Raw genomic sequence first — 25,219 nt, 5'->3', positions numbered from 1 at the left:
TTTGATATAATATCAGCAGCTTAGAGGCATGTTTTTTTAAAAGTGAAAAAATAAGATCAGATATAAAGCTTTTAAACCGGGTTTAACGGGGATACTTTCTCAGACATATATTTTCCGGTCTATAATTTTAAGGTAGTTTTCCTGTTCCAGTTTTTTTACGGTCCTGACAACGGTTTCTACCCTGAGACCCGTGATAGAGGCGAGCTGCTGCCGGGTGAACGGTACTTCAAAGGAAAACGGGCCCGGATTATGACTGAAGCTTCTATGGTAATCCAGCGCGCCTTTAATCCTCACTTCAGGACGCAGGGAGGTATTGTTCTGAAGCATAATGAACTTAAAGTACAGCCTTTCTGACAGGAACCTGTTGATATCCTTTGATATATCCGGGTTTTCATCCAGCAGCCTGGTAAAATTACCGGTAGGAAGCTTTATGATTTCAGTGGGCTTCATGGCTACGGCATTCACGGGGTAGGTCTTGTCAATGAACAGCATAAGTTCACATACGCTCAGTCCGGCATGCAGTACAGCCAGGATCAGCTCTCTGCCGTCTTCATCAAAATGATTCAGTTTTATCCTGCCTTCTTTAATCTGATAGTACTGTCTGGGGGTATCGCCTTCATTAAAAATAACATCTCCGGGATGTAAGGTTTCCGTTTCTGCACCGTACGACTCTAATAGTTCTTCTGAAATCAGCATAGATAATAAATAGTTTAAATATTTAAAGGATGATTATTATAACCGCATTTAAAATTACTGATATTAAAAACAGGCTCTTATGATCCGTGTCATAATCTGCTGTCTGTTTTTATGGAGTATAATGATCAATCAAGATTCGTAAGTCAGTATTTATAGAAGGAATTATGTTTCTTTTTTCTGAGAATTGATTTGCCTCAACTTTATTGTTGATTTTCTTTATTATTTTTGAGTAGGAAAAAGGTAACAAAAGCCCATTAACAAAAGCATTAACATCACTAAAATAAATATGGTATATGAATCCGAAAGGTAAATTATTAATTATTGGAGGTCACGAAGACCGGGATGGTACCGATGTGAAAATGGAGGAGAAGAACAGTGAATTTATTTCTCATGAAATCCTTAAGCTTCTGACCTCCGATAATAACAGGCGCATTGAAGTTATTACCACGGCAAGTTCCGAACCCGAAAGCATGCGTGATACCTACCAGAAAACATTTGACGAAATAGGGTATACCAATTTCGGCTTTATGCATATTTTACCGGAGCAGGCTGATGAAGATCTCGACAGGCTGAAAAATGCAGGCGTGATCTTCTTTACGGGCGGTGATCAGAACACCCTCTGCAAAGCGCTGAAAGATACGCAGGCCAATAAACTGCTCATAGAAAAGTATCAGAATGAAGAAGATTTTCTTATTGCCGGGACCAGTGCGGGGGCCATGTGCATGCCCGAAATTATCATTGATGAAGGAGAAGAAGGGGAAGCAATGCTGAAAGGCGACATTAAACTCGGACTCGGACTGAACCTGCTGCCCCGTTGCATTGTAGACACCCATTTCATACACCGCGGAAGGTTCGGAAGGCTGTCCCATGCAGTAATCATCCGTCAGGACTGCGTGGGAATCGGGCTTGGGGAAGATACTGCGCTTCTTATTGAAAACGGGCACAGGGCTACCTGCAAAGGTTCCGGGATGACGGTTATTATAGATCCGAAAAACATCAGCCGTACCAACATCGAAAGGGTAGAAAAAGGCGATCCCGTATTTGCAGAAAACCTGGTCGTCCATCTTTATACCGATGGCTGCAGCTTTGATCTGAGGCAGGATGAAGAAGGTGCGCCGGACGGCGGTTACCATTAAAAAAAGTGTACCCTGGGTTTTTCAGGGTACACTTTTCAGATTTCTGTCTGTATACTTATACTTATACTTATCTATAAACCATACAATTATTAATAAAAAGATGATATTCAAAATATTATCTGTGTATATTTAAGTTGCTGAATCCAAAAACCACTTTAAATCTCTAAAGTATCTCAATAGTTAATTGAAGCAAGGTATTGAAATAAGCAATCAATAATCTGATGGATTTTCTGCGTTAAAATAGCAATCAGTCATTGTTTCCTGAATTATCCAACATCTTTCACCTGTCTGAGATCAGTTAAAGTTTCGGCAATCCTTTTGGCTGCCGTGTCACAGAAATCAAGCCCCGAATAGTCCGGGTTCAGTCCTGCAATATAAGGTACGGCCATAATGAACAGATCCGTGATGGTTTTTCCGTAAATATCCAGTGCCTGGAAATGGTCGTTGATATTCAGCCCTTTTACTCTTAAATAATACTGGTCCGCATCCGTCTTCATGATATTCTTCCGGTCTTCTTCATACGCTGCTTCCGCACTGCTGAGGTCTTTGAACTTCAGGTATCCTGTGCTGATCTGACCGTTCTGCTTAAGCCCTTCAAAAGGCACATCATTAAACTGAACCGGCTGCTGGCCGATGGCGTCGATGTACATCCGGTAATGTTCGGATTTTTGCCGGCCTTCGCTGTCTTCATAGTGGTAAACAGCACCGGATTCTCGGTGGGGCTCAATATGGCTGTCTTCGCCCACGCTCACGAGGCGGATCAGTCCGGCATCATACAGTGCGATCACTTCCCGGTAAGAGGACTGCGGCAGGGAAGCGATGATTACGGAGATCAACGGCAGGAGGCTTTTGCGTAACCTCAGCATATCTTCTGCGGAAAAATGCTTGGCCGGGTAATTAACCGCATAACTGAATGCCGATAAGGTCTCCTTCCAGGCCACCGACTGATGCCTCCGGATTGATTTTTCAGCTTCCGCATATTCTGCCTTGAAAAGTTCGAAGCTGTCCAGCTCATCCCGGATCTTCAGCATCTTGTCTACAAAATCTTCAATACTCAGATCCTTGATCTCTTCGTGAAACCCAGGATTTTTTTTCTTAAGCGGCTGCTTAAAATGCAGGTCATAGACATAATCCAGGTCTACAAAACCGCCGTGGGATTTTTTATATTCGTAAATATCTTCCAATGACATGATCCAGTCTTCCGAATACGCATCATCTTCGGAATGAAACCTGAGCGCCGGCAAGAAGCCCCGCAGTGAAAACAGGCTGATGGAAAACTCCGGGCTTGTATCATTAAGACGGTATTTCAGGCCTTTTCCTTCCGGGATAAAAGTTCCGTTCCTGCGGGCCAGGGTCTTCACGGCATCAATGGCCGTCAATGAAGTTCCCCGTATTGCTACCGGATAGTTGGTCACCTCATTAAACTTAGAAGGCGGGTAGGGGGAATCATACCATCCGGGCTGTTTCCGTTCATGCGTTACCGGCCAGATATGCCCTATACAGATAACGGTAACAGACACTTCGGAAGAATGCTGCTCCGTGATTACCGTAAAAGCCTCTTCATTTTCTTTCTTAACAATATCCAGAACAGGAGTTTCCGTGTGGACATGCACATCGATCCCGGATTTCCGCGCAAGATGAATATAATTTTTAAACTGGGCTTCCAGGTAATTTCCCAGCAGCAGCCTCGGGATTACTTCATATTCGTTAACCGTCCCGTTTTTAACAAATTCCGGGAAATCGCCGCTGTTGTGTTTGCTGATGTAAGTAACAAAATCCTCATAAAGTTCCGGCAGTTCATTCGCGGAAACATTGGCCACATGTTCATGGCCGGCACCGGATCTGCTGTACGGCATTCCGGCACCGAGCCGGTCGCTTTTTTCAAATATATGGATGGTTTCAGGCTTAATGTCCTGTGTTACTATGTGTTTAAAGGCAAAAAGCGCGGCAGGCCCTCCGCCTATTAAGGCAATACTTTCGTAATTATTTTCCATGTGATAAGGATATGTAGTTTCTGCTATTCAAAATACATTCCTTTTGTGTTTTAAATCATAAAAAAAGAAACTGCATGGCTTGTAATGCCTGTTACCAGAGAAACAGGGATGGATGCAGAGGTTTGAATTAATATTAATTTATAATCTTCCGCTGTCTCTTAATCATCAAACGGTAAATAGCGGTGCAGCCGGGAATCATCGGCAGGATGGCCGTCCATAGGCCCGGAAAATAATAATGCCCGGTGGTTCTGAAATAAAAATTGGGCATGTCCGGTATAGGCGTGCCGCTGATGTCAGCGGTGAGCGTGTGAGGGTCATACGGAAGCAGTTCGGGCGAAATCAGAGGGAAGATGAAGTGGGTAAATTCTGCAACGCCGGGACCGATGAAGATGAACCAAGCTACAAATCCCGCGAGTGGAATTTTATAATAGAGGCCGAGTGAGGTGAGCGTATAGATAACGGGACCGATGAGTGCAAAGACCATCAGGAAACTCCGTTCACTCCACGGGATGCCGAACAGGCGGCTCATGGCCGGTGCAAAACCCATCAGGTATTCTTCAACAATGTGGATCTGTAAGCCGGCTACCGTAAGGATAAACAGGGGAAGGATGATCTCGGGTTCCACAGGCTTCCGCAAGTACGTGAAATACCAGCAGATCAGTCCGGTAAGCGCGGAGCCTCCTACAATGATAACAGGCGCAAGGCCTATGGACAAATAGCCCATCACCGGGGCAACACCAGTAAAAAGGCAGGCTGTCAGAAGGCTTATTTTCTGATGGGTAGAAAGTGTATTTTTCATAGCGGTTGAATGTACCCGAAAGGTACACCGCCTGTCCGGCCCGGCATTTATCAAATGATAAAAACGGCTACTTGATGCCCCGGATACGGCTCAGTGAGACTTGGGTAATCCCCAGATAAGAAGCCAGGTCTGCCAGGCTGATCCGCTGTAACAGCTTTCCGTACTCACGCAGGAATTTATGGTAAGCCACTTGTGCTTTTTCTTCCAGGGTACCGCCAATCCGGTCCATCATATTCACAGCGGCAACGGATACCAGCTTTCTGAAAAACGTTTCCATGGAGTGGTATTCTGCACAGAGATTTTCCAGATCCGCATGGTTCAGGTAAGTTGCTTCAGTCGGTTCAAGGGCTTCAATGGAATAGGCGGACGGCTTCCGTGTCACAAACGTGTCAAGAACCGTAAACATATCGCCTTCAGCAAAAAAGCGCATGATGAATTCGCGGGTACCGGTATAAAAAAAGGTTTTTGCCAGGCCGCTTTCAATAAAATAAATCCGGCTGCAGACATTGCCTGCCTCCAGCAGATACTCGCCTTTGGCAAAGGATTTGTGCCGGAGTACGGAAACCAGCGCCTCTTCAGCTTCCTGTTCCAACGGGCTGAGGGAATTCACAAAATCAATAAAACTTTTTACTTCCGGATTTTTATATGCATCCATATTTTTAAAATTACATCAATGATCATATAACAGATTAAAAATGAATCAAATTGGAACCTCAAAATAATTTTAAGACCTTCTGCTGAAAATTAATAATATTCATACAACGGCTTAAAGGATCTGTGCACTTTCCTTAATACTGTTCATTACAAAGATACTTTTCGTCTGTCCGATCCCTTCAATTTCAGATAACGTGTTCACGAAGAACTCATGGAAGGCATCCATATCGGGTGCAAGGATCTTAAGCATAAAATCAAAGTCCCCGCTGATGTTGTACAGTTCAACCACTTCTTTAAGTCTGCTTACCTCTTCAATAAACCGTCCTGCCGTTTTCTTGTTATGTGCATTCAGCGCAATCATACAGATTACCATCATTCCTTTATCGACTTTCCGGCGGTCTACCACTGCGGTATATTCTTTAATGATCCCAAGCTTTTCCATACGTTTGATGCGCTCATGGGTCGGGGTGGGACTCAGGTTGATCCTGTTGGCGATATCCCGGATGCTCAGTTTCGCATCTTTCTGCATAATCCTTAGGATCGAAAGGTCTTTTTCATCCGGCACGTATTGTTCTGTTGCCATTTGTTCTGTTTTTTGTGAATTAAATTATAAATGAAAGATCATTTGTTCTTTTTACCATTTATCAAGCGTAAATATGTTCCAAATTTAGTGTATAATTTTAATAAATGTTCTGTTTATTTTAATTTTGCAGCATAATTGAACAATATAAACAAAACATGGAAAGGAAAAACCTGATTTTAATATTGGCATCGGCAGGCACATTTGTAGAAGCACTGGATATTGCCATCATTAACCTGACCGTCCCTTCCATACAGGAACAGTTCGGCATCGGTACGGAAACCATACAGTGGCTGCAGACCTTGTATGTGCTGTTTTTTGGCGGATTCCTGATCATCGGCGGAAAGCTTTCGGATCAGGTCGGGCGTAAAACCATTTTCCTGTGGGGATCGCTGATTTTCCTGCTGACATCACTGGGTGCCGGACTTTCACCGGACTTTACCATGCTTGCTTTTTTCAGGGCTGTACAGGGATTGGGAGCTGCCTTCATTATGCCTTCTGCAATGTCTATTGTGGTCAATACCTTTAAAGGAGACCGGGAAAGAAACCGGGCCATCGGAATTTTCAGTTCGTTTGCAGCTATCGGTTCGGGAAGCGGACTTTCCCTGGGCGGGATCATCAGTACTTATCTGAGCTGGCACTGGGTGTTCCTGATCAATGTGCCGGTCCTGCTGGTGACGTTAATCTTTGCTTACCGGTATCTTCCGGAAGATGAAAAAGAAGCGGCTCAGAAAACAGATCTGTTATCAGGGATTATATTGGTTCTGGGATTATTAAGCCTGACCTACGGAACGCATGAGCTCATCCATATCAAAGAACATCCTTTTATGGTATTGGGATCACTGGTTGTGGCGGTTATACTGCTGGTTTACGTTGTTTACCGTTTGAAAACTGCCGTACATCCTTTGATTGACCTGCGTTTATTCCGGCACACTTCGCTGGTGGTTTCCAACCTGACGTTTGTGATGCTCGGTGCATTTTTCATCGGTTTTTTATTCCTGATATCCTTGATGCTGCAGAAAGATATGCATTACAGTGCGGCTTCAGCAGGGCTGATGCTGGTTCCGTTCAGTGCCATGTCTGCATTGGTAGCCAAATTTATACTGCCGCATATTTCGGGAAGGCTGGATTCTTCACAGATGGGGATCCTCGGCTGGGCATTTATGATTGCCGGATCATTATCTTTGTTGATTTCCCTGTATTCCGGGCATCTTTTGCTTTTGGTTCTGCTGGGTGCGGCCTGCATTTCCGGGATCGGCATGACCTTCTGTTTTACGGCACTGTCTGTACTTACGGTTCAGGATGTGGATGCTCCGGATTATGGTGTTGCTTCAAGTTTAAGTTCCACCAGCTATTTTTTAGGGGCCGGGATCGGGCTGTCTTTTATGACGCTGATGAGCCAGGTTTTTCCGTCGGAATCAGCCGTCGGGAGTCTGAGCCTGTTTATACTGGTCGGTTATGCGCTTACCGCTTTATTTATACTGCTATATTTTATCATCAGGACAATAAAAATCAGAAAAGAGAAAATGGCTGTTCATAAGTATGCAGGATAGATTAAGAAATAAAAAAAAAATGGTTTCATAGAAGAGCATTTAAGTTTTGAAAACCTTATTTTCTTCCGAAGTGAACTTTAAGAATCAGAACGAATTAAGATCATCTTAAATAAGTTTAAACAGGTTCAGCATAAAAATAGTTAATTTGCATCTTTAAACCATCATGAAAATACAAATTATCAGCGACCTGCACCAGGAATTCGGATCTTCCGAACTGTCTTTTGAAAAAGCAGATGTTGTGGTGCTGGCCGGAGATGTGAACACCGGAACGAAAGGGATTGAATGGATGAAAACCAAAATCCAGGATAAGCCGGTGATCTATGTTCTCGGGAACCATGAATATTACAAGGGTTCTTATCCTAAGACGCTAAATAAAATCAAAGAAGCGGCAAAAGGCTCCAATGTCTCTGTACTGGAGGACGATTTTGTGGATATTGAAGGCATCCGTTTTCACGGAGCCACTTTATGGACGGATTTTTCAATTTTTGGGAATCCAGTGTATTACGGGTCCGTCTGCCAGAACGGGATGAATGATTACAAAAAGATCAGGCGTGACCCTTCTTATTCCAGAATGAGGTCGATTGACACCTTTAAAATCCATCAGGTGTCAAGGGCCTGGCTGGAGAAAAGCCTGCAACAGGCAGAAGGCCTGAAGAATATTGTGGTGACCCATCATGCACCGAGTCTGCAGTCCAGTCCGCCGTATTTTAAGGAAGATCCGCTGACCTCCGCTTATGTTTCCAATCTCGAGGATTTTATTCTGGAACATCAGCCCATGTACTGGATTCACGGGCATATCCATACGCCGTGCCGGTACAGGGTGGGAGATACTGAGGTTATCTGCAATCCTCACGGGTATATTGTTGATCCGTACAACGGATATGAAAAAGAACTGATTGTTGAGATCCGATCATAAAGAAATCCGATAGAAATATATCTTTGATTGTATCAAATGATACGATCAATGCACAAGCCTCCATATCAGATTGCAAAATATGTTATAAGTCAATCGCTTATTTTTCGGAGAAAATAAAACAGGTGAATTCCTTTTCATCTTTATAATTCGAACCGCGAAAAAGAAACCTGATTAAGACCATCCAATCTTCATTGGAAATCGAAGGAAATTACACTTACAGAAGAACAGATAACAGCTTTATTGGACAACAAAAGCGTTATGGCAACTGCCAAAGATATACCGAATATCAGTTTAAAGACCTGTAAAAAATGCCCGGATCATATCGATCCGGGCATTGCGTTTTAGAAAATATAAATACGTAAAATTACTTCAGCGTGAATTTCACTTTAGTTTTAATCACATCCGAAGAGTTCCCGATCTGGGCTTCAAAATCGCCCGGTTCCGCTACCCAGTCGTGCTTTTGGGTATCAAAAAAGCTTAAAGCGGATTTATCAACCGTAAAGGTTACTTCTTTCTGTTCTCCCGGATTTAAAAATACCTTTTCAAAACCTTTCAATTCCTTCGCAGGACGCTGAACGGAAGATTTCAGGTCGGAAATATAAAGCTGTGCCACTTCCGCACCGGCTCTTTTCCCGGTATTTCTAACCGTAACGGTGAACGTAATTGTATCCTCTTGGGAAATGGCTGTTTTATCGGCTCTGGCTTTTCCGAACTCAAAAGTCGTATAGCTCAGTCCATGTCCGAAACTGAACAGAGGCCTGATCTTTTTTGTATCATGCCAACGGTAGCCTACCAGAATGCCTTCATTGTATTTGATGTTGATCGGGTTCTTCTGGTCTTTTCCTTTTCCGGCAGCAAATTCCTCCTTATTCCCTGGGTATTCACCCAACTGGTGCGCAGAATTGTCTTCCAGCTTCACAGGGAATGTAAACGGCAGTTTTCCTGAAGGGTTTGCGTCTCCTGCTAATACCGAAGCGATGGAATTTCCGGCTTCGGAACCTAAATACCAGCTCTGAAGAACCGAAGGGACCTCTTTGATCCACGGCATCGCCACTGCGTTTCCGGATACCAGCACTACAGTAAGGTTTTTATTTGCTTTCGCCAGCGCAGCAATCACATTATCCTGATTATAAGGCAGCCCGTAACTTTTCCTGTCGTTGCCTTCGCTGTCCTGGAAATCGGATTTATTCAATCCTCCTACGAAAATCACATAGTCGGATTTCTTTGCCAGTTCCACGGCTTCGTTCAGCAGTTCTTCCGGGGACCGGGAATCTTTAAGATCCTGTCCGGATTTTACACCATTGTATTCCCCGCCGATATCGCCCACATACCCTCTGGCATACTGTACATCAGACTGTTTCCCGAATCTGGCTTTGATGCCGTCCAGCGGCAGCGTTTCATATTTTACCTTTAACGAAGAAGAACCTCCGCCAACAGTCATGATCTTAATGGCATTTTCACCGATCACGGCAATCTTTTTAGCTTTGTTCGCGTCAATCGGGAGTACATTCCCCTGGTTTTTCAGCAGCACAATCCCTTCTTCCCCGATTTCTCTGGCCACCGCCTTATGCTCTTCGGAAGCCACGTTTCCGAAAGGCTTATTTTTGTTCATGGTAGTTTTATAGGCCAGGTTCAGCAGTCTCGTTACTTTGTCATCAAGCTCTTGGGTACTTACTTTTCCGGATTTAATTAAATCCAAATAAGGTTTGGCCAGGTAATAGTTGTCGTAGGCATTTTTGGTTCCTGCCGAAAGACCGTTGGTCCAGCTCCCGAATTCAAGGTCCAGCCCGTTATGAATGGCCTGTTCCGTATTGTTTACCGCACCCCAGTCGGAAACCACTACGCCCTTATATTTCCATTCCTTTTTCAGGATATCATTTAAAAGATACTGGTTCTGGCTGGCATACTGGCCTTTGTACATGTCATAGGCGCCCATGATTGTCCAGGAATCCCCTTCAGTGACTGCTGCTTTAAAAGGCGGAAGATAAATTTCGTACAGTGTCCTGTCATCTACTTCCACATTGCTGGTATGGCGGAACATTTCCTGGTTGTTCAAAGCGTAGTGCTTCACGGAAGTTGCCACTCCGTTGGACTGCACGCCTTTGATATAAGGAACCACCATTTTTGAAGTCAGGTAGGGGTCTTCGCCCATATATTCAAAGTTTCTTCCGTTTAACGGTGTCCGGTAGATATTCACACCGGGGCCCAGAAGGATGTCTTTTTTTCTATACCGTGCTTCTTCCCCAAGCGCCTTACCGTAGTTCCAGGACATTTTTTTGTTCCAGGTGGCCGATAACGCGGTGAGGGCAGGGTAGGCGATAATGGAGTCGTTGGTCCATCCGGCCTGGTCCCATTCGTCCCACATCACTTCCGGGCGGACGCCATGAGGGCCGTCAGTAGTCCAGAATTCCGGAATTCCAAGTCTCGGGACACCCGGTGAACTGAATTTCGACTGTGCATGGAGCATGGCCACTTTTTCTTCCAGCGTCATTCTGGAAAGCGCGTCTTTTACCCTCTGTTCCACAGGTTTGGATTCGTCTAAGTAAGCAGGTAAAGTATTCGTATTCTGAGCCGTATAGCAGGCGGAAATAAGCATAAATAAACTTACAACAGCGGTTTTCTTTAACATAAAAGCCTTTTTATTGATTCAGACAAAAATAGGAAAATTTTTATTATCTCAAATTGAGAAAATGTAAATTTAGGGAAAATGGTTATTTTTAACCAGTTGTTTATGAACAAATAACACGTTAAAAGTAAAAAGCATCGTCAACTGTACTATGTTGTAACGATGCTCTGAATATGATCACAGAATCTTTATGCAAAATATTTACTTTGTAGCATGATGTTAACTGAGTCCTTATTTTTAATTCCAGCCTTTCACCGCTCCGCCCTTGAAAATTTCCTTGGCTTTTTTCAGGACTTCATCAGACTGATAGGCCTTAACAAAGTTTTTTATTTTTTCATCATTCCGGTTGTCTTTTCTGGACACAACCACATTCACATAAGGTGAATCCTTGTCTTCCTTGAATATTCCCTGCTTTTCCGCGTCCAGGCCGGCCTGCGCGGCGAAATTATTATTGATAATGGCAATGACCACTTCTTTGTCATCCAGTACCCTTGGCAGCTGCGGGGCTTCAATTTCCAGGATCTTCAGCTGTTTCGGGTTACCGGCAATATCGGTTACTTTGGGAAGCAGGCCAATGCCGTCTTTGAGTTTCAGCAATCCGTTTTTCTGCAGCAGCAAGAGTGAACGCCCGCCGTTGGTAGGGTCATTCGGGATCACGATGGTACTGCCGTTCTGAAGCTCACTGATGTTTTTGATCTTTTTTGAATAGGCCACAATCGGGTATACAAAAGTATTGCCTACCACAGCCAGCTGGTAACCCCTCTGTTTGGACTGTTCATTTAAATATGGGACATGCTGAAACGCATTGGCATCAATATCCTTGTTGTTCAGCGCTTCATTGGGGATAACATAATCATTGAAGGAAACAAGTTCCACCTCAAGATTGTACTTTTCTTTAGCCACTTTCTTGGCCACTTCGGCAATTTCCTGCTCCGGCCCTGAAGTGATTCCTACTTTAATATAATTCGGATCCTCTTTTTTTGATGACTGGCAGGCGGTAAAGGATAAGAAAACCGCTGTTAACAGTCCTAAAATTTTTATTTTCATAACACATTATTTTCTTTTTCTGAAAACGGCGAAAAAGCAGAGAGGAACATCAGGAATTCTGTACATCATCATAGCTTATCATCTCTGCTTAATCTTTTCACCGCTGATGGCTGAATTGAAATATTCAGTCCACCACACTAAATCACATTCACACTCTATTTATATTTTCAGATCTGCTTTTAACAGTTCCTGCAGGCTGAAGCCGGATTGATTACCGGTGGTCAAAATGTTTTGCCAGGCGGTCACCCGAAAACTGGATGATAAAAACAATGGCCACCAGCAATCCCAAAACAAGGTTCATAATTACCGCATCATAGCCGATATAGCCGTACTGGTATCCGATCTGTCCCAGCCCGCCGGCGCCTACGGCACCGCCCATTGCGGAATATCCCACCAGGGTAATCAGCGTGATTGTCGCATTATTGATCAGCGAAGGCAGGGCTTCCGGCAGTAAAACCTTTCTGATGATCTGAAAAGGAGAGGCTCCCAGTGCCCTTGCGGTTTCAATAAGGCCTGCCGGGACTTCCAGCAGACTGTTCTCCACCAGGCGTGCAATAAAAGGCGCAGCTCCGACGCTCAGCGGAACCAGGGCGGCATTGACACCGATGGATGTCCCGATCAGGCTTCTCGTAAAAGGGATCATCCAGACAATTAAAATAATAAAAGGAATCGAGCGGAAAATATTAACCAAAACCGATAAGATCCTGTTATACACACCATGTTCGAGCAACTGCCCTTTCCTGGTTAAAAATAATGAAATCCCGATCGGCAGCCCTAAAACAAAGCCGAAGAACCCCGATGCCAGGGTCATAAAAACCGTCTCCCAAATTCCCTTTGACAAAAGGGAAACCACTGTATCACTAAGCATAGCCCCTTACCGTATTTTGAATTCTGTTCTGGTTGAAATAATAAATCGCTTGTTGATTTTTCTCTTCATTACCTTTAAGCTGCAGCAGCAGCTTCCCGAAATTGGAATCACCGAGGTATTCAACATCCGCTTTCAGGAGCTTATAGGGGATTTTATACCGGTCATGCACCACAGAAAGCAGCTCTTCAACAGAGATATGTTCATTAAGCTCAACTTCCACCAGCGGGAACAATCCGGCCTGGGGTTCTTTTTGCATTTTTTTATTCAGTTCCTGGGGTATGGTCATAACTCCGGTATTTAAAAGTTGGTTGATAACAGGATGCGCTTTGTTCGAGATGATCTCGTTCAGCGTCCCTTTGGCTATAAGTTTTCCTTTGTCGATTACGGCCACATGGTTGCAGACCGCTTTGATGACATCCATTTCATGCGTAATCAGTAATATGGTAATTCCTGATCTGCGGTTAATATCCCTCAGCAATTGTAAGATAGACTGGGTGGTAGCAGGATCAAGTGCGCTGGTTGCCTCATCACAGAGCAGCAGATAAGGATCGTTGGCCAGTGCCCTGGCAATGGCCACCCTTTGTTTCTGCCCTCCAGAAAGGCTCCTGGGATAATCACCTGCCTTGTCTTCAAGCCCTACGATTTTAAGCAGTTCATTTACTTTTTTATGGATTTCGGTTTTAGCAACATGATCCAGTTCCAGCGGAAGCGCAATATTTTCAAAAACCGTCCTTGAGGAAAGAAGGTTGAAGTGCTGGAATATCATTCCGATCTTTTTCCTTTCGCGGGCGAGCGGTCCGGCTTTTAGCGAGGTAAAATCTGTTCCGTTAATGATAATTTTACCGGAATCCGGCCTTTCAAGGAGATTTACTGTCCGGATGAGGGTGCTTTTCCCTGCTCCTGAGAACCCGATAATCCCGACAATATCGCCCTGTTCAATCGAGAGGCTTACCTCATCCAGCGCTTTGAAGGACTGTTTCTTCTGATAAAAAGTTTTTGAAATATTCTTTATTTCGATCATGCTTTAAAAATTCTGTTAAATAAAAAAGGCTTTACAACGTGGTAAAGCCTTTAAAAATATGTCATAATAAAAGTAAGGTCAGCCACTAAAATTCACATACCAAGGCATACAGCAATACATCATCATATGATTGATGTTCCTGTTCTTCATTGATGGATATCTGAATTTTGATTTCAATTTCATTTCCTTATTTAATTATGACTGCAAAGATAGGACATAAATTTAATTAGTCCACTAAAAAAGTAGACTTTTTATTGGTTAGCTATAATTTTAATATTCAAGTAAATGATTTCCAATGAAATAAATTTTACCGGATATAAAATATCTTTCATTTTCTCCTACTTTAGGCTTTATTTTACCGTTTAATTTATGCATCCGGTTTCCTTATAATGTCAGGCAGAAAATATCATAGATCATGAAACGGTTTTAATAAAGTTGTTAATTTTACTCTGTTTATTAAAAATCAAAACAATGGAAAGAACAGCAGTAGTTTTAGAAAATGTAAAAGGGGAAGTCCAGCTTTTCTCAGATGATCACAAAGCAGGAAAGATGGATATTTCCGTCATCGGCGGAAAATTAACCGTCTATCACACGGAAGTCAGCCCTGAATATGAAGGAAAAGGTTTTGCCAGGTTATTGCTGGGGCAGCTGGTTGATTATGCCAGGGAAAACAGCCTGAAGATTGTCCCGTTATGCCCTTATGTCCATGGACAGTTCAAGCGCCATCCTGAGGAATACAATGACATCTGGTTAAAGGAAACAATCTGATAATAAAACTTTTATCCGGCATTCAGCAGATGAGATGAGATGAGATGAGATGAGATGAGATGAGATGAGATGAGATGAGATGAGATGAGTTAACATTTAATGTTAAGACTGAAGGATGACAACGATGATATTTGATTTTAAGCGTATAACCCTGTTTTGCCTTCGCACGAACAGCAGGCCGGAATCCGGATCAGGCTGGATAACCTGGGGGTCAATCGGATCAGTGAAAAATATGCAGTTAACTTACAGACCAACAGTTTGTTTGACAGAGAATTTGAAAAAAACGCTGGAAGATGATATTATGCTTCATCAGAACCATCTCATTTGATGGAACAGTGTTTCAACAGGCAGCATGGCCTGAAAATATACCATCAGATCCTGCTTGACATCTTTGCCTTCAGCGAAAGGAATTATTCGCCATAAAAGGCAGCAGATAGTTCGGCAACCATGAGATCTTCAAAGATGAATACCGGTTGGACCTGAATGAACTGAAGATTACGGGAAATAAGCATTTGTAATCTTATACAGCCGGTTATTATACAACCTCACAATTTAAAATAAACTTATGAAATCACTACAGTTTTTAGTCATCGGAAAAAATCCGGAAATCCTCGAAATCTTAAAAAGGGTCATCGAAAAAAATGAAGGCTGGAAAGCAGACCTTTGCAGCAATGAGAATGACTGCTATAAACGGATTAAAGAAAGGCAGATCGATTTGGTGCTGCTGAGTTCCGGGCTGGAAGAGGCAGCTGAGAACCGGATCAGAGAGTTCTGCAGCCAAGTTAACCATAACATTAAGGTAATTGAACATTATGGCGGCGGCAGCGGACTCGTTAGGAGCGAAGTGGAAAGCTGTTTCGGAAAGCCGGAAAAATCGGAAAACCAGGTGATTCACCGTTCCGGTTCCAGAGGAAAGACCGACCTGGGATGGCTGGTAAGCGAAAAAACCTTCAGTTTCGGGGATTATTATGACCCCCGGCGTCTCCGGTTCGGTACTCTGCGGGTGCTGAACGATGATACGGTGGAAGCCGGAAGAGGGTTCGGGATACATCCCCATGACAATATGGAGATCATCAGCATTGCGCTGCAGGGAACGCTCATCCATGAAGATAACCTTGGAAACAGAACCGAAATAAAGAGCGGCGACATCCAGGTAATGAGTGCCGGAACCGGGGTCACCCACAGCGAGTTCAGTAAAGATGAGGGCGATACCGTCCGGTTTTTACAGATATGGGTATATCCCCGGAAAAGGAATGTTGCGCCGAGGTACGGCCAGCTCACCCTCGACAGAGCAAAGAGCAAAAACCGGTTTCTGCAGATCCTTTCTCCCGATCCTGAAGATGAAGGCATATGGATTCATCAGGATGCCTGGTTCCACCTGGGAAACTTTGATGATGCCACCGAAATCAGTCATCAGATCAGGAAAAAAGGAAACGGAATATATATTTTCGTAATTGAAGGAAGCCTGGAAGTGAAAGGTGAGAAACTGGAAAGAAGGGATGGATTCGGTATCCTGGATATTGAGGAGCTGAAGATGAAAGCCACATCAGACGGCACAGAGGTGCTTCTGATGGAGATCCCGATGATATGAAACTTTAGAAACAGCCTTGCTTTATTATATATTTTACTGACTTTCATTAATTAGCAAAATCCAAAAAAAATCCCGAATTTTGCCATCTTTAAAATTCTGAAACCTTCATGAAACTTTGTATTGCCGAAAAACCCAGTGTTGCCAGAGATATTGCCAAAGTATTGGGGGCCACCATGCCCAAACAGGGCTATATGGAAGGGAACGGCTATTGCGTGACCTGGACGTTCGGGCATCTCTGTACGCTCAAAGAACCGCATGATTACGGTCCGCAGTTCAAATCTTGGAACCTGTTCCTGCTGCCGATCATTCCCGGGAATTTCGGAATCAAGCTCATTCCGAACAAAGGGGTTGAAAATCAGTTCAAAGTCATTGAAAGGCTGGTGGAAGAATGTGATGAGGTGATCAACTGCGGGGATGCCGGGCAGGAAGGGGAGCTGATCCAGCGGTGGGTACTGCAGAAAGCAAAATGCACCAAACCGGTGAAGCGCCTGTGGATTTCGTCCCTGACGGAAGAAGCGATCAAAGAAGGCTTTGAAAACTTAAAGCCTGCTGAAGACTATAAAAACCTGTACCTCGCAGGCAATGCAAGGGCCATAGGCGACTGGCTGCTGGGCATCAATGCCACCCGCCTGTTTACAAAAAAATTCGGTGGCAATAAAGCGGTCCTTTCGATCGGAAGGGTGCAGACCCCGACGCTGGCCATGCTCGTTCAGCGTCAGAAGGAAATCGATGTCTTCACCATTGAAGAATATTGGGAACTGAAAACCCGGTACCGCGATGTCCTGTTCACTGCGGCTATTGATCGTTTGAAAACCCGTGAACGTGCAGAGAAAGGACTGGAATACCTGAAAGAAAATATTTTCGAGATCGTTTCGTTCGAAATCAAGGAAGGGAAAGAAAAAAATCCGAGGTTGTTTGACCTGACGGGACTTCAGGTGGAAGCCAATAAAAAATACGGCTATTCCGCAGAGAATACCTTAAACTATATCCAGAGCCTGTACGAGAAAAAACATGTCACCTATCCGCGTGTGGACACTACCTACTTATCAGAAAGCCTGTATCCGAAAATAGAAGGGATCCTGAGAAAAATGACCATCTATCAGGAACTTATCAGTCCATTGTTGCAGGCACCGGTCCCAAAATCCAAGGCAGTATTTGATGATGCGAAAGTGACCGATCACCATGCCATTATCCCAACTGAAGTTGCGCCGTCCCAGAATCTCAGCAGGGAAGAAAAACTCATTTACGACCTGGTAGCCAAGCGGTTTATTGCCGTATTTTATCCCGAGTGTAAAATCTCAAATACCCTGGTGGAAGGAAAAGTAGGAATCATTCCGTTCAAAACGAGCGGTAAGCAGATCCTGGAACCGGGCTGGCGGGCAGTCTACGCCAAAGAACCCAAAGAAGAGCCTGCCGATAAGGAAAAAGACAAGGAAGAAGAACAGAGCATTCCCGAATTTACGGTGGGAGAGTCCGGGCCGCACGATCCGATAATCCACCAGGGAAAAACATCACCGCCGAAACCGTATACGGAAGCCACGCTGCTGAGGGCTATGGAAACCGCCGGAAGGCAGGTGGAAGATGAAGAGCTCCGAGAAATGCTTAAAAATAACGGGATCGGGAGGCCTTCTACCCGTGCCAATATCATTGAAACCCTTTTCAAGCGGAAGTACATTGAAAAGAAACGGAAAAACCTGATTGCCACACAGACCGGCATCCAGCTGATTGACACCATTGAGGATGAACTGCTGAAAAGCCCGGAACTGACCGGCGAATGGGAATCCAAGCTCCGCAGGATTGAAAGCGGCGATTATGAAGCCAACCAGTTTAAGGAAGAACTGATCCGGATGGTGACGGAACTCACCGATAAAGTAGTATACGGAAAAGGAAAAGTAATCACATTGCAGGAAGAAAAGCCGGAAACCGAAAAGAAAAAACGCGAACCGGCAGTAAAGAAAGACCTGCAGTCGTGGGAAGAAACACGGTGCCCGAAATGCAAAGCACACCACCTCATCAAAGGGAAAACGGCTGTCGGGTGTTCTGATTTTAAGAACTGCGGCTTTAAGGTTATGTTTGAAGTCTTCGGCAAGAAGATTTCGGATAAGCAACTGATGGATCTTGTATTGAAGGGGAAAACCTCAAAACTGAAAGGCTTCAGTTCGCATCCTGAAAGCCTGACGGAAGGTATTCTGTCTTTAAGTGAAGATTTTAGTATTTCCCTGGCTTAATTTGAAGTGTTTATATTTCTAATAATATGCTGAACCCATTCAGTACGTTGATGGTTCATCAATTGAAACGGTATTTTATCCTTTATTTATCTTGCTTAAGTCCCATATTCAGAGTTTTTGGAATTGCACATACCACTTTAAGTACACCTTAAAATCTGTGTGATCACCGTAATCTGCGTAAAATTATTTTTTTTGAAATAAATTTAAGCCACGCCCTTAGATCCATCAAAGCATTTGTAAAAATTTGTATCTACATTTGCAGTAAACAAAAAACAATGACACCCGAAAAAAAGCAACTTATTACCGGCAGTTTCAGCCGTTCCGAAACCCTGCAGTTCTACAAAGCGGAATTGCTGGAAGTGGAAACCGGATTTATCTCGATTAAAATCCCGAAAATGGAAATGATGACCCGGAAAGCCGGAATGTTCAACGGTGCCATGATCGCTTCCCTGGTAGACGTCTCTTCAGGATACGCCGCAGTAAGCCATTATGAAGAAGACTGCTATGTGGTTACGGTAGAGATGAAAGTGAATTATTTAAGGCCGGCTATAGGCGATGCCTTAATTTCAAAGTCTTACGTTGTAAAAGGCGGTGCTAAAATAAGCGTGGTCAGGACGGAAATTTATACTGTTGATGAAAACGGGGCTTCAGAAAGCCATGTGGCCACTTCTCTGGTAACCATGATGAAAATAAAATAGCGGTATTGTGGGTAAAACACCTTCCGGTAAATGGAATATGTTTTGTACAGCAATACCTTGTAAATATTAAAAAAAATCAACTTATGAACTTAATTATCCGGCTGCTTATTACAGCGATTGTCGCCTATCTGCTGACCATGATCTTACCGGGCGTCCATTTTACAGGATTCGGAGGGGCAATCATCTTTTCCATTGTCCTGGGAATTCTCAACCTGATTGTAAAACCGATACTGAACCTTTTCGGCCTGCCTCTGACCATCATTACTTTAGGCCTGTTTACACTGGTTATCAATGCTGTCATCATTCTCATTGCCGATTATTTTATTGACAGTATGGTGGTGGACGGATTCTGGTGGGCACTGATCTTCAGTATTCTGCTTTCCATCATTACTTCCCTTGCCAATTCAATGATTGGCGACAAGGATTAAATTTAGATGCCAACCGGCAAATATTAAATAAAAAAGAGTCAATTCCGGTTGGCTCTTTTTTGCGTATTGAAATCCTCATTAAACCTCAAAGGTTTTCAAAACCTGTGAGGTTTAAATAATCAGCTCCCTGAAAAAGATTTTATGAACCTGTTAATTATTTAAGGGTAGAAATAAGTAACTTTGGCGTTCTTTGAATTAATTAAGGACATCTCCATTCTCACATGGCGCTGTGTCCTGAACAAAATGAATATCCACATTATGAAACTTAAGTACAGCCTGCTGGCTTTGGCAGCTCCGCTTTTAATGAATGCACAACAACTCATGACGCCCGAAATACTCTGGACTTTGAAAAAAGTAGGCGTACAGGCCGTTTCTCCTGACCAGTCTTCGCTGATTTATAAAATAGGACAGACCGATCTGAAAACCGAAAAGACAAAAAACGAAAGCTACTTCCTGAATGTCATTAATAACCAGTCTGTAAAAATAGATCTGGGCAAGAAATCATTGATCCAGTGGGACAAAAACGGCATCTATGCACAGGAAGGCGACAAGATTTTACTTTCCGGAGACAGCGGGAAAACCTGGAACGAGTTTTATACCCTGGGCGAGGCAGACAATATCGTGGTTTCTCCGGACGGTAAAAAAATAGCCTTCAGCAGGCAGGTTCTGGTGGAAAAGCTTATGGGCAAAGACAAATATTCCGATATCCCGAAATCTACCGCGCAGGTTTATACCGACCTGAACCACAGGCATTGGGATTACTTCAATGAAGGAAAGTACAACCATGTTTTCATAGTCAATACTTCTCAAAATGCAGATGCCGCAAAAGACCTGCTGGAAGGAAAGACCTGGGATGCTCCGCAAAGGCCATTCGGCGGTGCCGAAGATTTCATCTGGAGCCCTGATTCTTCGCAGCTTCTGTATGTAACCAAGCCGAAAAGCGGTAAAGAATACGCCACCAGCACCAACACAGATATTTTTGCGTATGACCTGGCATCAGGAACCACGAAAAATCTTACGGAAACCAATAAAGGCTATGACGTAAACCCGAAATTCAGTCCGGACGGGAAATCGCTGATCTGGCAGAGCATGGCCAGAGACGGCTATGAAGCGGATAAAAACGATATCAAAATCCTGGATTGGAAATCCGGTAAAACAAGCAACCTGACCGCCGGCTGGGATGACAGCGTTTCGGGCGATGTGTTCTGGGCCGGTGATTCCAAAACCATTTATTTTACGGCAGCTTTCAGAGGAACCAAGCAGCTGTTTTCTTTAGATCCCAAAAATGCCAAAGTACAGCAGGTGACCCAAGGCGATTTTGATGTGAATGAAATTTTTGCCGATCAGAAAAACACGCTGTTGGTAGGCCGTACCGACATTAACCATGCAACAGACCTTTTTTCGGTAAATGTGAAAAACGGAGACATGAAGCAGGTGACGGAAGTGAATAAAGAAATGTACTCAAAACTGGCGCAGGGAAAATCTGAGCTGAAGATGGTTAAAACCTCAGACGGAAAAGAAATGGGCGTCTGGTTCCATTATCCGCCGGACTTCGATCCGAATAAGAAATACCCGACGCTGGTATACTGCCAGGGCGGCCCGCAGTCTGCCCTGACACAGTTCTTCAGTACACGGTGGAACTTTGCCCTGATGGCAGCCAACGGATATATTGTAGTGGCACCCAACCGCCGCGGAATGCCGGGCTGGGGAACGAAATGGAACGAAGAAATTTCAAGGGACTGGGGCGGACAGCCGATGAAGGATTACCTGGCGGCAACGGATTTTGCGAAAACCTTACCGTATGTTGACGGAAACAGAATGGCAGCAGTAGGAGCAAGCTATGGTGGATACAGTGTATTCATGCTGGCGGGTATTCATGAAAACCGTTTTAAAACTTTTATCGCGCATGACGGATTATTTGATATGAAATCCTGGTACCTGACTACAGAAGAGCTCTGGTTTGCCAACTGGGACCTGGGCTCGCCGTGGGAACAACCGCAGCCGAAAGCCTATACCGATTTTAATCCGAGCAATTTTGTTGATCGATGGAACAGGCCGATCATGATCGTTCAGGGCGGTATTGATTTCAGGGTTCCTTATGAGCAGGGCCAGGAAGCTTTTCAGGCAGCCAAATTAAGAGGCCTGAAATCAAAATTAGTCTATTTCCCTAATGAAAACCACTGGGTGCTGCATCCGCAGAACGGCCTGGTATGGCAGCGTGAATTTTTCAGCTGGCTGAAAGAAACTTTATAAAGTTCTCCTACTCCGGAGGAGGGGCAAAAATTCATTCAGAATTTTTGACGGGGTGGTTAAATAGATTGAATATATACTTAAAACATAGACAGAAGCGGGCTTTAGCCCGCTTTTTGTTTGAAATTAGATGAATCCCACATCAGCAATGCCATGACCCAAAGAATATTTTCATTTCCGCCGATTGTCGACAGCAATTCCAGGATTTTAATTTTAGGTTCCATTCCCGGTGTGAAATCATTGGAAAAGCAACAATATTACGGTCATCCGCAGAATAAATTCTGGAAGATTATTTTTGAATTGCTCAATGAAGATTTTACCGAAGACTACGGGGAAAAAATCAGGATGCTAAAAAAACACCATATTGCACTCTGGGATGTCATCGATTCCTGTGAACGGAAAGGAAGCCTGGATTCCGAGATTAAAAATGAAGAAGCCAACCAGATCCCGGAGCTCCTTGAAAAATACCCGAATATTGGGGCCATATTCTGTAATGGTGGAAAATCCTATAAAAATGCGCAGAAAATGTTAGGAAAGCATTTTAAAATTCCTGTATTTTTATTGCCTTCAACCAGTCCGCTTCACACCGTTTCCTTTGAAAAGAAACTGGAGGAATGGAGAAGGATTAAAACCTATTTATGAAAAAACTAATGCCATTGTTTCTGATCTTTGCTTTTACTAATCTCTTCTCTCAGGAATACCATTTTGATTATTACATTCAATATAAATATGAAATAAAGCGAAATAAAGAACAGCCTGAAATAATGGACTTTCAATACGCTGTCAATTCTCAAGACCATTCCTATGATATTTCTTTCAGGTCCGGGAAGAATAGAATAGTATCTGCGGTAATTACGGATTTTAAAAACAGCCTGCAGCATTATTTTGAAATCAGGAATACCGGATTTTCCCTAAAAGAAAATAATTTCAATTATATATATTCCGTAAAAATGCCTTCTGTTAAGAAGCAGTTTGAAGAAGAATCCAAAAGAAGGTTTTTTACTTCAGATTTTATTGATAAAGGACCTGACGGGTTGTCGCACCATCTAATAAAGGAATTCAATAATCAGAAGTTAAAGGAGCCAAGAATGTCTGCAGAGGTTGTTTTTGCCGATTTTAAAGATGACCTGTCATTTGTAGGGCTCTGCTTATTATTCGATTATCATGAAATATACGATAAACTAAAGTTCGGAAACAAATTTATCTTAAAATCGGCATCCGGAAAATCTAATAATTTTAAAATCGATATATCATTAGAGGCGGTTGAACCTCAGAATTTCGATATAAAAATCAACCAGGACCAATTAAGTTTTAAAAAGAATTAAAGCAATAAGTTGATCGCTTGCGTATTGTTATTGATAATAGGATGTGGCTGCATCGTTCATGCCTAACCCGAATCTCTCTTTTACAAATAATAAAATAAATTTGATCCTTCCTACTTATATTCAGCTGGATGCAAGCTGTATAAAAAGCAGGGCGAGAAATGAATAAGTTAATATTCTAATGCAAACACTGAATACCCGTAACCATATTGGTACCGGGAACAGTTTTCTTTAAAAAAGTTTCTAAGTGACATATTTTGGTTAGAAAATTTCAAATATCAGGAAAACACGACACGTTTTGTCGCATTGCAGGAATATCTTTGCTTCAGAAAGTTTACAGGGAAATGAAGCAGAAGTAGGGCAACGGTTAAACATGATCATATTCACATAAAATTGATATGTATCATCTTTTTACGGTGAATTAAAAAACATATTTTTGCAGGAATTATAAAAAGTAATAATTAAAATACTAAGGACATGAAAAAACTCTACATGAGTGCACTGACCGTGTGTGCGGTTCTGGGCATTTCAGCCCAGGAAGTACTCTGGCAGAAGGATATCAAATCCTCCACGCAGGATTTCCTATCGCAGGTCACCACGACCATTGACCAGCAATACTTAATTTCCGGGAGCAGCATCCGGTCCGATAAAATTTCTTCGGACAATAAGCAAAACCAGGGATACGATTTTCACCTGATAAAATTAAACCAGCAGGGCGAAGAAGTCTGGGAAAAATACTTCTCCGGGAAGAACCACGATTTTTTATCGGCTACGGTAAATACCCAGGAGGGCGGTTTTCTTCTGGCAGGCACTTCCTACAGCCCGAAAGGCTTTGATAAAAAAGACGATTCCAAAGGCGGCTCGGATATCTGGCTGATCCGGATTAATGAATTCGGGGATGAACTGTGGCAGAAAACCATCGGCGGAGCCTCCGATGAAGAAGCCAGGGCGGTGATCCAGACGACGGATCTGGGATTCTTTGTTGCCGGGAATGTACAGAATGCCGCCAAGGGCTACGGCTCCAAAGATGTCCTTATTATCAGGCTGGATAAAAACGGAAAAGAAATCTCCCAGCTTATCTTAGGCGGGAAAGGCCTGGATGAAGTGGAGAAAATGGTCCCGACCAAAGACGGCGGGGCTTTACTAGGCGTCTATTCCCGAAGCGCTGCAGGAGTATCAAAGAAAACCGAGAACTATGGCGAAGGCGATTACTGGATCATCAAACTTAACAAAGACGGCAAAGTAGAATGGGAAAAGAACTTCGGCGGCAAGGGCGATGACCACCCAAGGACTCTGGCCCTGACTTCAACCGGTTTTCTGATCGGCGGGGAATCGAGATCGGAAAGATCCGGGAATAAAACGACGGGCATCGAAGAAGGCACGGATCTGTGGCTCATTTCACTAGATGAAAGAGGCGAAGAGATCTGGCAGAAGTCGTACAGTTTCAAGAACCGGGATATTTTAATGGGAATGAGTGTGATTACGAAGACACAAGATACAAGAATCAAAAGCCAAGACATTACGACCGGGATTTTATTGGGCGGTTATACCCAGGCTGAGCAAAGGATCGAAACGGATGATGAGACGTTCTGGATGCTGTGTCTGGACCAGAACGGGAATGAGCAGTGGCGAAAGCATGTGAAGGGAGAAAAGAGGCAGCGGGAAGAGCGACTGTCAGATTTAAAGCTTAACCGCGACGGCTCGATTATCCTGGCCGGCACCAGTGCTGAGGAACTTGGGAAAGAGAACTGGAAGATTGTAAAGCTTGGGGATAAACAGATTGACCAATTGATCGAAAAGCAGGATATTAAGATCTACCCGAACCCGGTAAGTGATTATGCATATGTAGAAATTGGATTTGATTTTAAGGAAGCGGATATCACATTATATGATATGGGCGGAAGACAGCTTCAAAATGTGAAAACGAAGAACAAAGTGACCAAGATCAATACGCAGCCGCTGATTCAGGGGGCTTATTTAGTGAGTGTAAAAACGGCTGAGGGAAAAACGGCGAGTGCTAAACTGATTAAAAAATAAAATAACA

The 25,219-nt window shown here is 43.5% G+C and carries 21 protein-coding genes; 12 read left to right on the top strand and 9 right to left on the bottom strand.

The window, feature by feature from the left end; all coding sequences use genetic code 11:
- Window positions 1–99: 99 nt before the first annotated feature.
- On the bottom strand, window positions 100–696 hold the full coding sequence (locus SD427_RS12260) for a Crp/Fnr family transcriptional regulator (protein ID WP_320558088.1): 597 nt from the start codon (window positions 694–696) through the stop codon (window positions 100–102).
- A 293-nt stretch (window positions 697–989) separates the two neighbouring features.
- On the opposite strand from SD427_RS12260, the gene SD427_RS12255 reads away from it, so the two are divergent.
- Window positions 990–1,832: a cyanophycinase gene (locus SD427_RS12255; RefSeq protein WP_320558087.1), complete on the top strand. Its 843-nt coding sequence runs from the start codon at window positions 990–992 to the stop codon at window positions 1,830–1,832.
- 266 nt (window positions 1,833–2,098) lie between these two features.
- Here SD427_RS12255 and SD427_RS12250 read toward each other — a convergent pair whose 3' ends face one another.
- The 4 genes from SD427_RS12250 to SD427_RS12235 all read right to left on the bottom strand — a co-directional run bounded on the left by SD427_RS12250 (window position 2,099) and on the right by SD427_RS12235 (window position 5,862).
- Window positions 2,099–3,826, bottom strand: coding sequence for an FAD/NAD(P)-binding protein (locus tag SD427_RS12250; protein WP_320558086.1), 1,728 nt, complete (start codon window positions 3,824–3,826; stop codon window positions 2,099–2,101).
- A 133-nt stretch (window positions 3,827–3,959) separates the two neighbouring features.
- Window positions 3,960–4,625, bottom strand: coding sequence for a hypothetical protein (locus SD427_RS12245; protein ID WP_320558085.1), 666 nt, complete (start codon window positions 4,623–4,625; stop codon window positions 3,960–3,962).
- Between the two features lie 67 nt (window positions 4,626–4,692).
- Window positions 4,693–5,280: a Crp/Fnr family transcriptional regulator gene (locus SD427_RS12240; RefSeq protein WP_320558084.1), complete on the bottom strand. Its 588-nt coding sequence runs from the start codon at window positions 5,278–5,280 to the stop codon at window positions 4,693–4,695.
- A 111-nt stretch (window positions 5,281–5,391) separates the two neighbouring features.
- Entirely contained in the window at window positions 5,392–5,862 is a 471-nt protein-coding gene (locus SD427_RS12235) for an Lrp/AsnC family transcriptional regulator (RefSeq protein WP_320558083.1), read from the bottom strand.
- 155 nt (window positions 5,863–6,017) lie between these two features.
- On the opposite strand from SD427_RS12235, the gene SD427_RS12230 reads away from it, so the two are divergent.
- Together SD427_RS12230 and SD427_RS12225 are read left to right on the top strand one after the other, a co-directional pair.
- The gene (locus SD427_RS12230; protein WP_320558082.1) at window positions 6,018–7,412 is read left to right on the top strand and encodes an MFS transporter; all 1,395 of its coding nucleotides are present in this window, start codon (window positions 6,018–6,020) and stop codon (window positions 7,410–7,412) included.
- 163 nt (window positions 7,413–7,575) lie between these two features.
- Entirely contained in the window at window positions 7,576–8,328 is a 753-nt protein-coding gene (locus SD427_RS12225) for a metallophosphoesterase (RefSeq protein ID WP_320558081.1), read from the top strand.
- A 364-nt stretch (window positions 8,329–8,692) separates the two neighbouring features.
- On the opposite strand, the gene SD427_RS12220 is transcribed toward SD427_RS12225, so the two are convergent.
- The 4 genes from SD427_RS12220 to SD427_RS12205 form a co-directional block, all read right to left on the bottom strand.
- Window positions 8,693–10,957 (bottom strand): glycoside hydrolase family 3 C-terminal domain-containing protein, encoded by a 2,265-nt coding sequence (locus SD427_RS12220; RefSeq protein ID WP_320558080.1) that lies wholly within the window; start codon window positions 10,955–10,957, stop codon window positions 8,693–8,695.
- A gap of 234 nt (window positions 10,958–11,191) precedes the next feature.
- A complete protein-coding gene (gene metQ, locus SD427_RS12215; protein ID WP_320558079.1) occupies window positions 11,192–12,001 on the bottom strand; it encodes a methionine ABC transporter substrate-binding lipoprotein MetQ in 810 nt (269 codons plus the stop codon).
- Between the two features lie 211 nt (window positions 12,002–12,212).
- Window positions 12,213–12,869: a methionine ABC transporter permease MetI gene (gene metI / locus SD427_RS12210; protein ID WP_320558078.1), complete on the bottom strand. Its 657-nt coding sequence runs from the start codon at window positions 12,867–12,869 to the stop codon at window positions 12,213–12,215.
- Entirely contained in the window at window positions 12,862–13,890 is a 1,029-nt protein-coding gene (locus SD427_RS12205) for a methionine ABC transporter ATP-binding protein (RefSeq protein ID WP_320558077.1), read from the bottom strand. The genes metI and SD427_RS12205 overlap by 8 nt, the downstream gene beginning before the upstream one ends.
- Window positions 13,891–14,361: 471 nt before the next feature.
- Here SD427_RS12205 and SD427_RS12200 point away from each other — a divergent pair, with 471 nt between their 5' ends.
- From SD427_RS12200 to SD427_RS12160, 9 genes are all read left to right on the top strand, one after another.
- Window positions 14,362–14,658 (top strand): GNAT family N-acetyltransferase, encoded by a 297-nt coding sequence (locus tag SD427_RS12200; protein ID WP_320558076.1) that lies wholly within the window; start codon window positions 14,362–14,364, stop codon window positions 14,656–14,658.
- Between the two features lie 565 nt (window positions 14,659–15,223).
- Window positions 15,224–16,249 carry a pirin family protein gene (locus SD427_RS12195; protein WP_320558075.1) on the top strand — a complete coding sequence of 342 codons (1,026 nt, stop codon included), beginning with the start codon at window positions 15,224–15,226 and terminating at the stop codon, window positions 16,247–16,249.
- Window positions 16,250–16,356: 107 nt separating this feature from the next.
- Entirely contained in the window at window positions 16,357–18,477 is a 2,121-nt protein-coding gene (locus SD427_RS12190) for a DNA topoisomerase 3 (RefSeq protein WP_320558074.1), read from the top strand.
- A 275-nt stretch (window positions 18,478–18,752) separates the two neighbouring features.
- A complete protein-coding gene (locus SD427_RS12185) occupies window positions 18,753–19,175 on the top strand; it encodes a PaaI family thioesterase (RefSeq protein ID WP_320558073.1) in 423 nt (140 codons plus the stop codon).
- 83 nt (window positions 19,176–19,258) lie between these two features.
- The gene (locus tag SD427_RS12180) at window positions 19,259–19,603 is read left to right on the top strand and encodes a phage holin family protein (protein WP_320558072.1); all 345 of its coding nucleotides are present in this window, start codon (window positions 19,259–19,261) and stop codon (window positions 19,601–19,603) included.
- Window positions 19,604–19,861: 258 nt separating this feature from the next.
- Window positions 19,862–21,856: a S9 family peptidase gene (locus tag SD427_RS12175; RefSeq protein WP_320558071.1), complete on the top strand. Its 1,995-nt coding sequence runs from the start codon at window positions 19,862–19,864 to the stop codon at window positions 21,854–21,856.
- A gap of 150 nt (window positions 21,857–22,006) precedes the next feature.
- Window positions 22,007–22,495, top strand: coding sequence for a DNA-deoxyinosine glycosylase (locus SD427_RS12170; RefSeq protein WP_320561043.1), 489 nt, complete (start codon window positions 22,007–22,009; stop codon window positions 22,493–22,495).
- Window positions 22,492–23,178 (top strand): hypothetical protein, encoded by a 687-nt coding sequence (locus tag SD427_RS12165; RefSeq protein ID WP_320558070.1) that lies wholly within the window; start codon window positions 22,492–22,494, stop codon window positions 23,176–23,178. The genes SD427_RS12170 and SD427_RS12165 overlap by 4 nt, the downstream gene beginning before the upstream one ends.
- A 474-nt stretch (window positions 23,179–23,652) precedes the next feature.
- Window positions 23,653–25,212 (top strand): T9SS type A sorting domain-containing protein, encoded by a 1,560-nt coding sequence (locus SD427_RS12160; protein WP_320558069.1) that lies wholly within the window; start codon window positions 23,653–23,655, stop codon window positions 25,210–25,212.
- Window positions 25,213–25,219 lie beyond the last annotated feature (7 nt).

This window comes from Chryseobacterium sp. JJR-5R (assembly GCF_034047335.1).
Lineage (GTDB): Bacteria > Bacteroidota > Bacteroidia > Flavobacteriales > Weeksellaceae > Chryseobacterium.
The sequence above is the reverse complement of the archived record's forward strand: the minus strand, read 5'-3'. Positions and strand labels throughout refer to the sequence as shown.

Bases quoted from the DNA above. Each gene is read 5' to 3' on its own strand.
- SD427_RS12235 (WP_320558083.1), bottom strand. From the start codon at position 5,862: ATGGCAACAGAACAATACGTGCCGGATGAAAAAGACCTTTCGATCCTA.
- metQ (WP_320558079.1), bottom strand. From the start codon at position 12,001: ATGAAAATAAAAATTTTAGGACTGTTAACAGCGGTTTTCTTATCCTTT.
- SD427_RS12170 (WP_320561043.1), top strand. From the start codon at position 22,007: ATGACCCAAAGAATATTTTCATTTCCGCCGATTGTCGACAGCAATTCC.
- SD427_RS12240 (WP_320558084.1), bottom strand. From the start codon at position 5,280: ATGGATGCATATAAAAATCCGGAAGTAAAAAGTTTTATTGATTTTGTG.
- SD427_RS12190 (WP_320558074.1), top strand. From the start codon at position 16,357: ATGAAACTTTGTATTGCCGAAAAACCCAGTGTTGCCAGAGATATTGCC.
- SD427_RS12200 (WP_320558076.1), top strand. From the start codon at position 14,362: ATGGAAAGAACAGCAGTAGTTTTAGAAAATGTAAAAGGGGAAGTCCAG.
- SD427_RS12180 (WP_320558072.1), top strand. From the start codon at position 19,259: ATGAACTTAATTATCCGGCTGCTTATTACAGCGATTGTCGCCTATCTG.
- SD427_RS12220 (WP_320558080.1), bottom strand. From the start codon at position 10,957: ATGTTAAAGAAAACCGCTGTTGTAAGTTTATTTATGCTTATTTCCGCC.
- SD427_RS12195 (WP_320558075.1), top strand. From the start codon at position 15,224: ATGAAATCACTACAGTTTTTAGTCATCGGAAAAAATCCGGAAATCCTC.
- SD427_RS12230 (WP_320558082.1), top strand. From the start codon at position 6,018: ATGGAAAGGAAAAACCTGATTTTAATATTGGCATCGGCAGGCACATTT.
- SD427_RS12260 (WP_320558088.1), bottom strand. From the start codon at position 696: ATGCTGATTTCAGAAGAACTATTAGAGTCGTACGGTGCAGAAACGGAA.
- SD427_RS12250 (WP_320558086.1), bottom strand. From the start codon at position 3,826: ATGGAAAATAATTACGAAAGTATTGCCTTAATAGGCGGAGGGCCTGCC.
- SD427_RS12225 (WP_320558081.1), top strand. From the start codon at position 7,576: ATGAAAATACAAATTATCAGCGACCTGCACCAGGAATTCGGATCTTCC.
- SD427_RS12160 (WP_320558069.1), top strand. From the start codon at position 23,653: ATGAAAAAACTCTACATGAGTGCACTGACCGTGTGTGCGGTTCTGGGC.
- metI (WP_320558078.1), bottom strand. From the start codon at position 12,869: ATGCTTAGTGATACAGTGGTTTCCCTTTTGTCAAAGGGAATTTGGGAG.
- SD427_RS12245 (WP_320558085.1), bottom strand. From the start codon at position 4,625: ATGAAAAATACACTTTCTACCCATCAGAAAATAAGCCTTCTGACAGCC.
- SD427_RS12255 (WP_320558087.1), top strand. From the start codon at position 990: ATGAATCCGAAAGGTAAATTATTAATTATTGGAGGTCACGAAGACCGG.
- SD427_RS12185 (WP_320558073.1), top strand. From the start codon at position 18,753: ATGACACCCGAAAAAAAGCAACTTATTACCGGCAGTTTCAGCCGTTCC.
- SD427_RS12175 (WP_320558071.1), top strand. From the start codon at position 19,862: ATGAAACTTAAGTACAGCCTGCTGGCTTTGGCAGCTCCGCTTTTAATG.
- SD427_RS12205 (WP_320558077.1), bottom strand. From the start codon at position 13,890: ATGATCGAAATAAAGAATATTTCAAAAACTTTTTATCAGAAGAAACAG.
- SD427_RS12165 (WP_320558070.1), top strand. From the start codon at position 22,492: ATGAAAAAACTAATGCCATTGTTTCTGATCTTTGCTTTTACTAATCTC.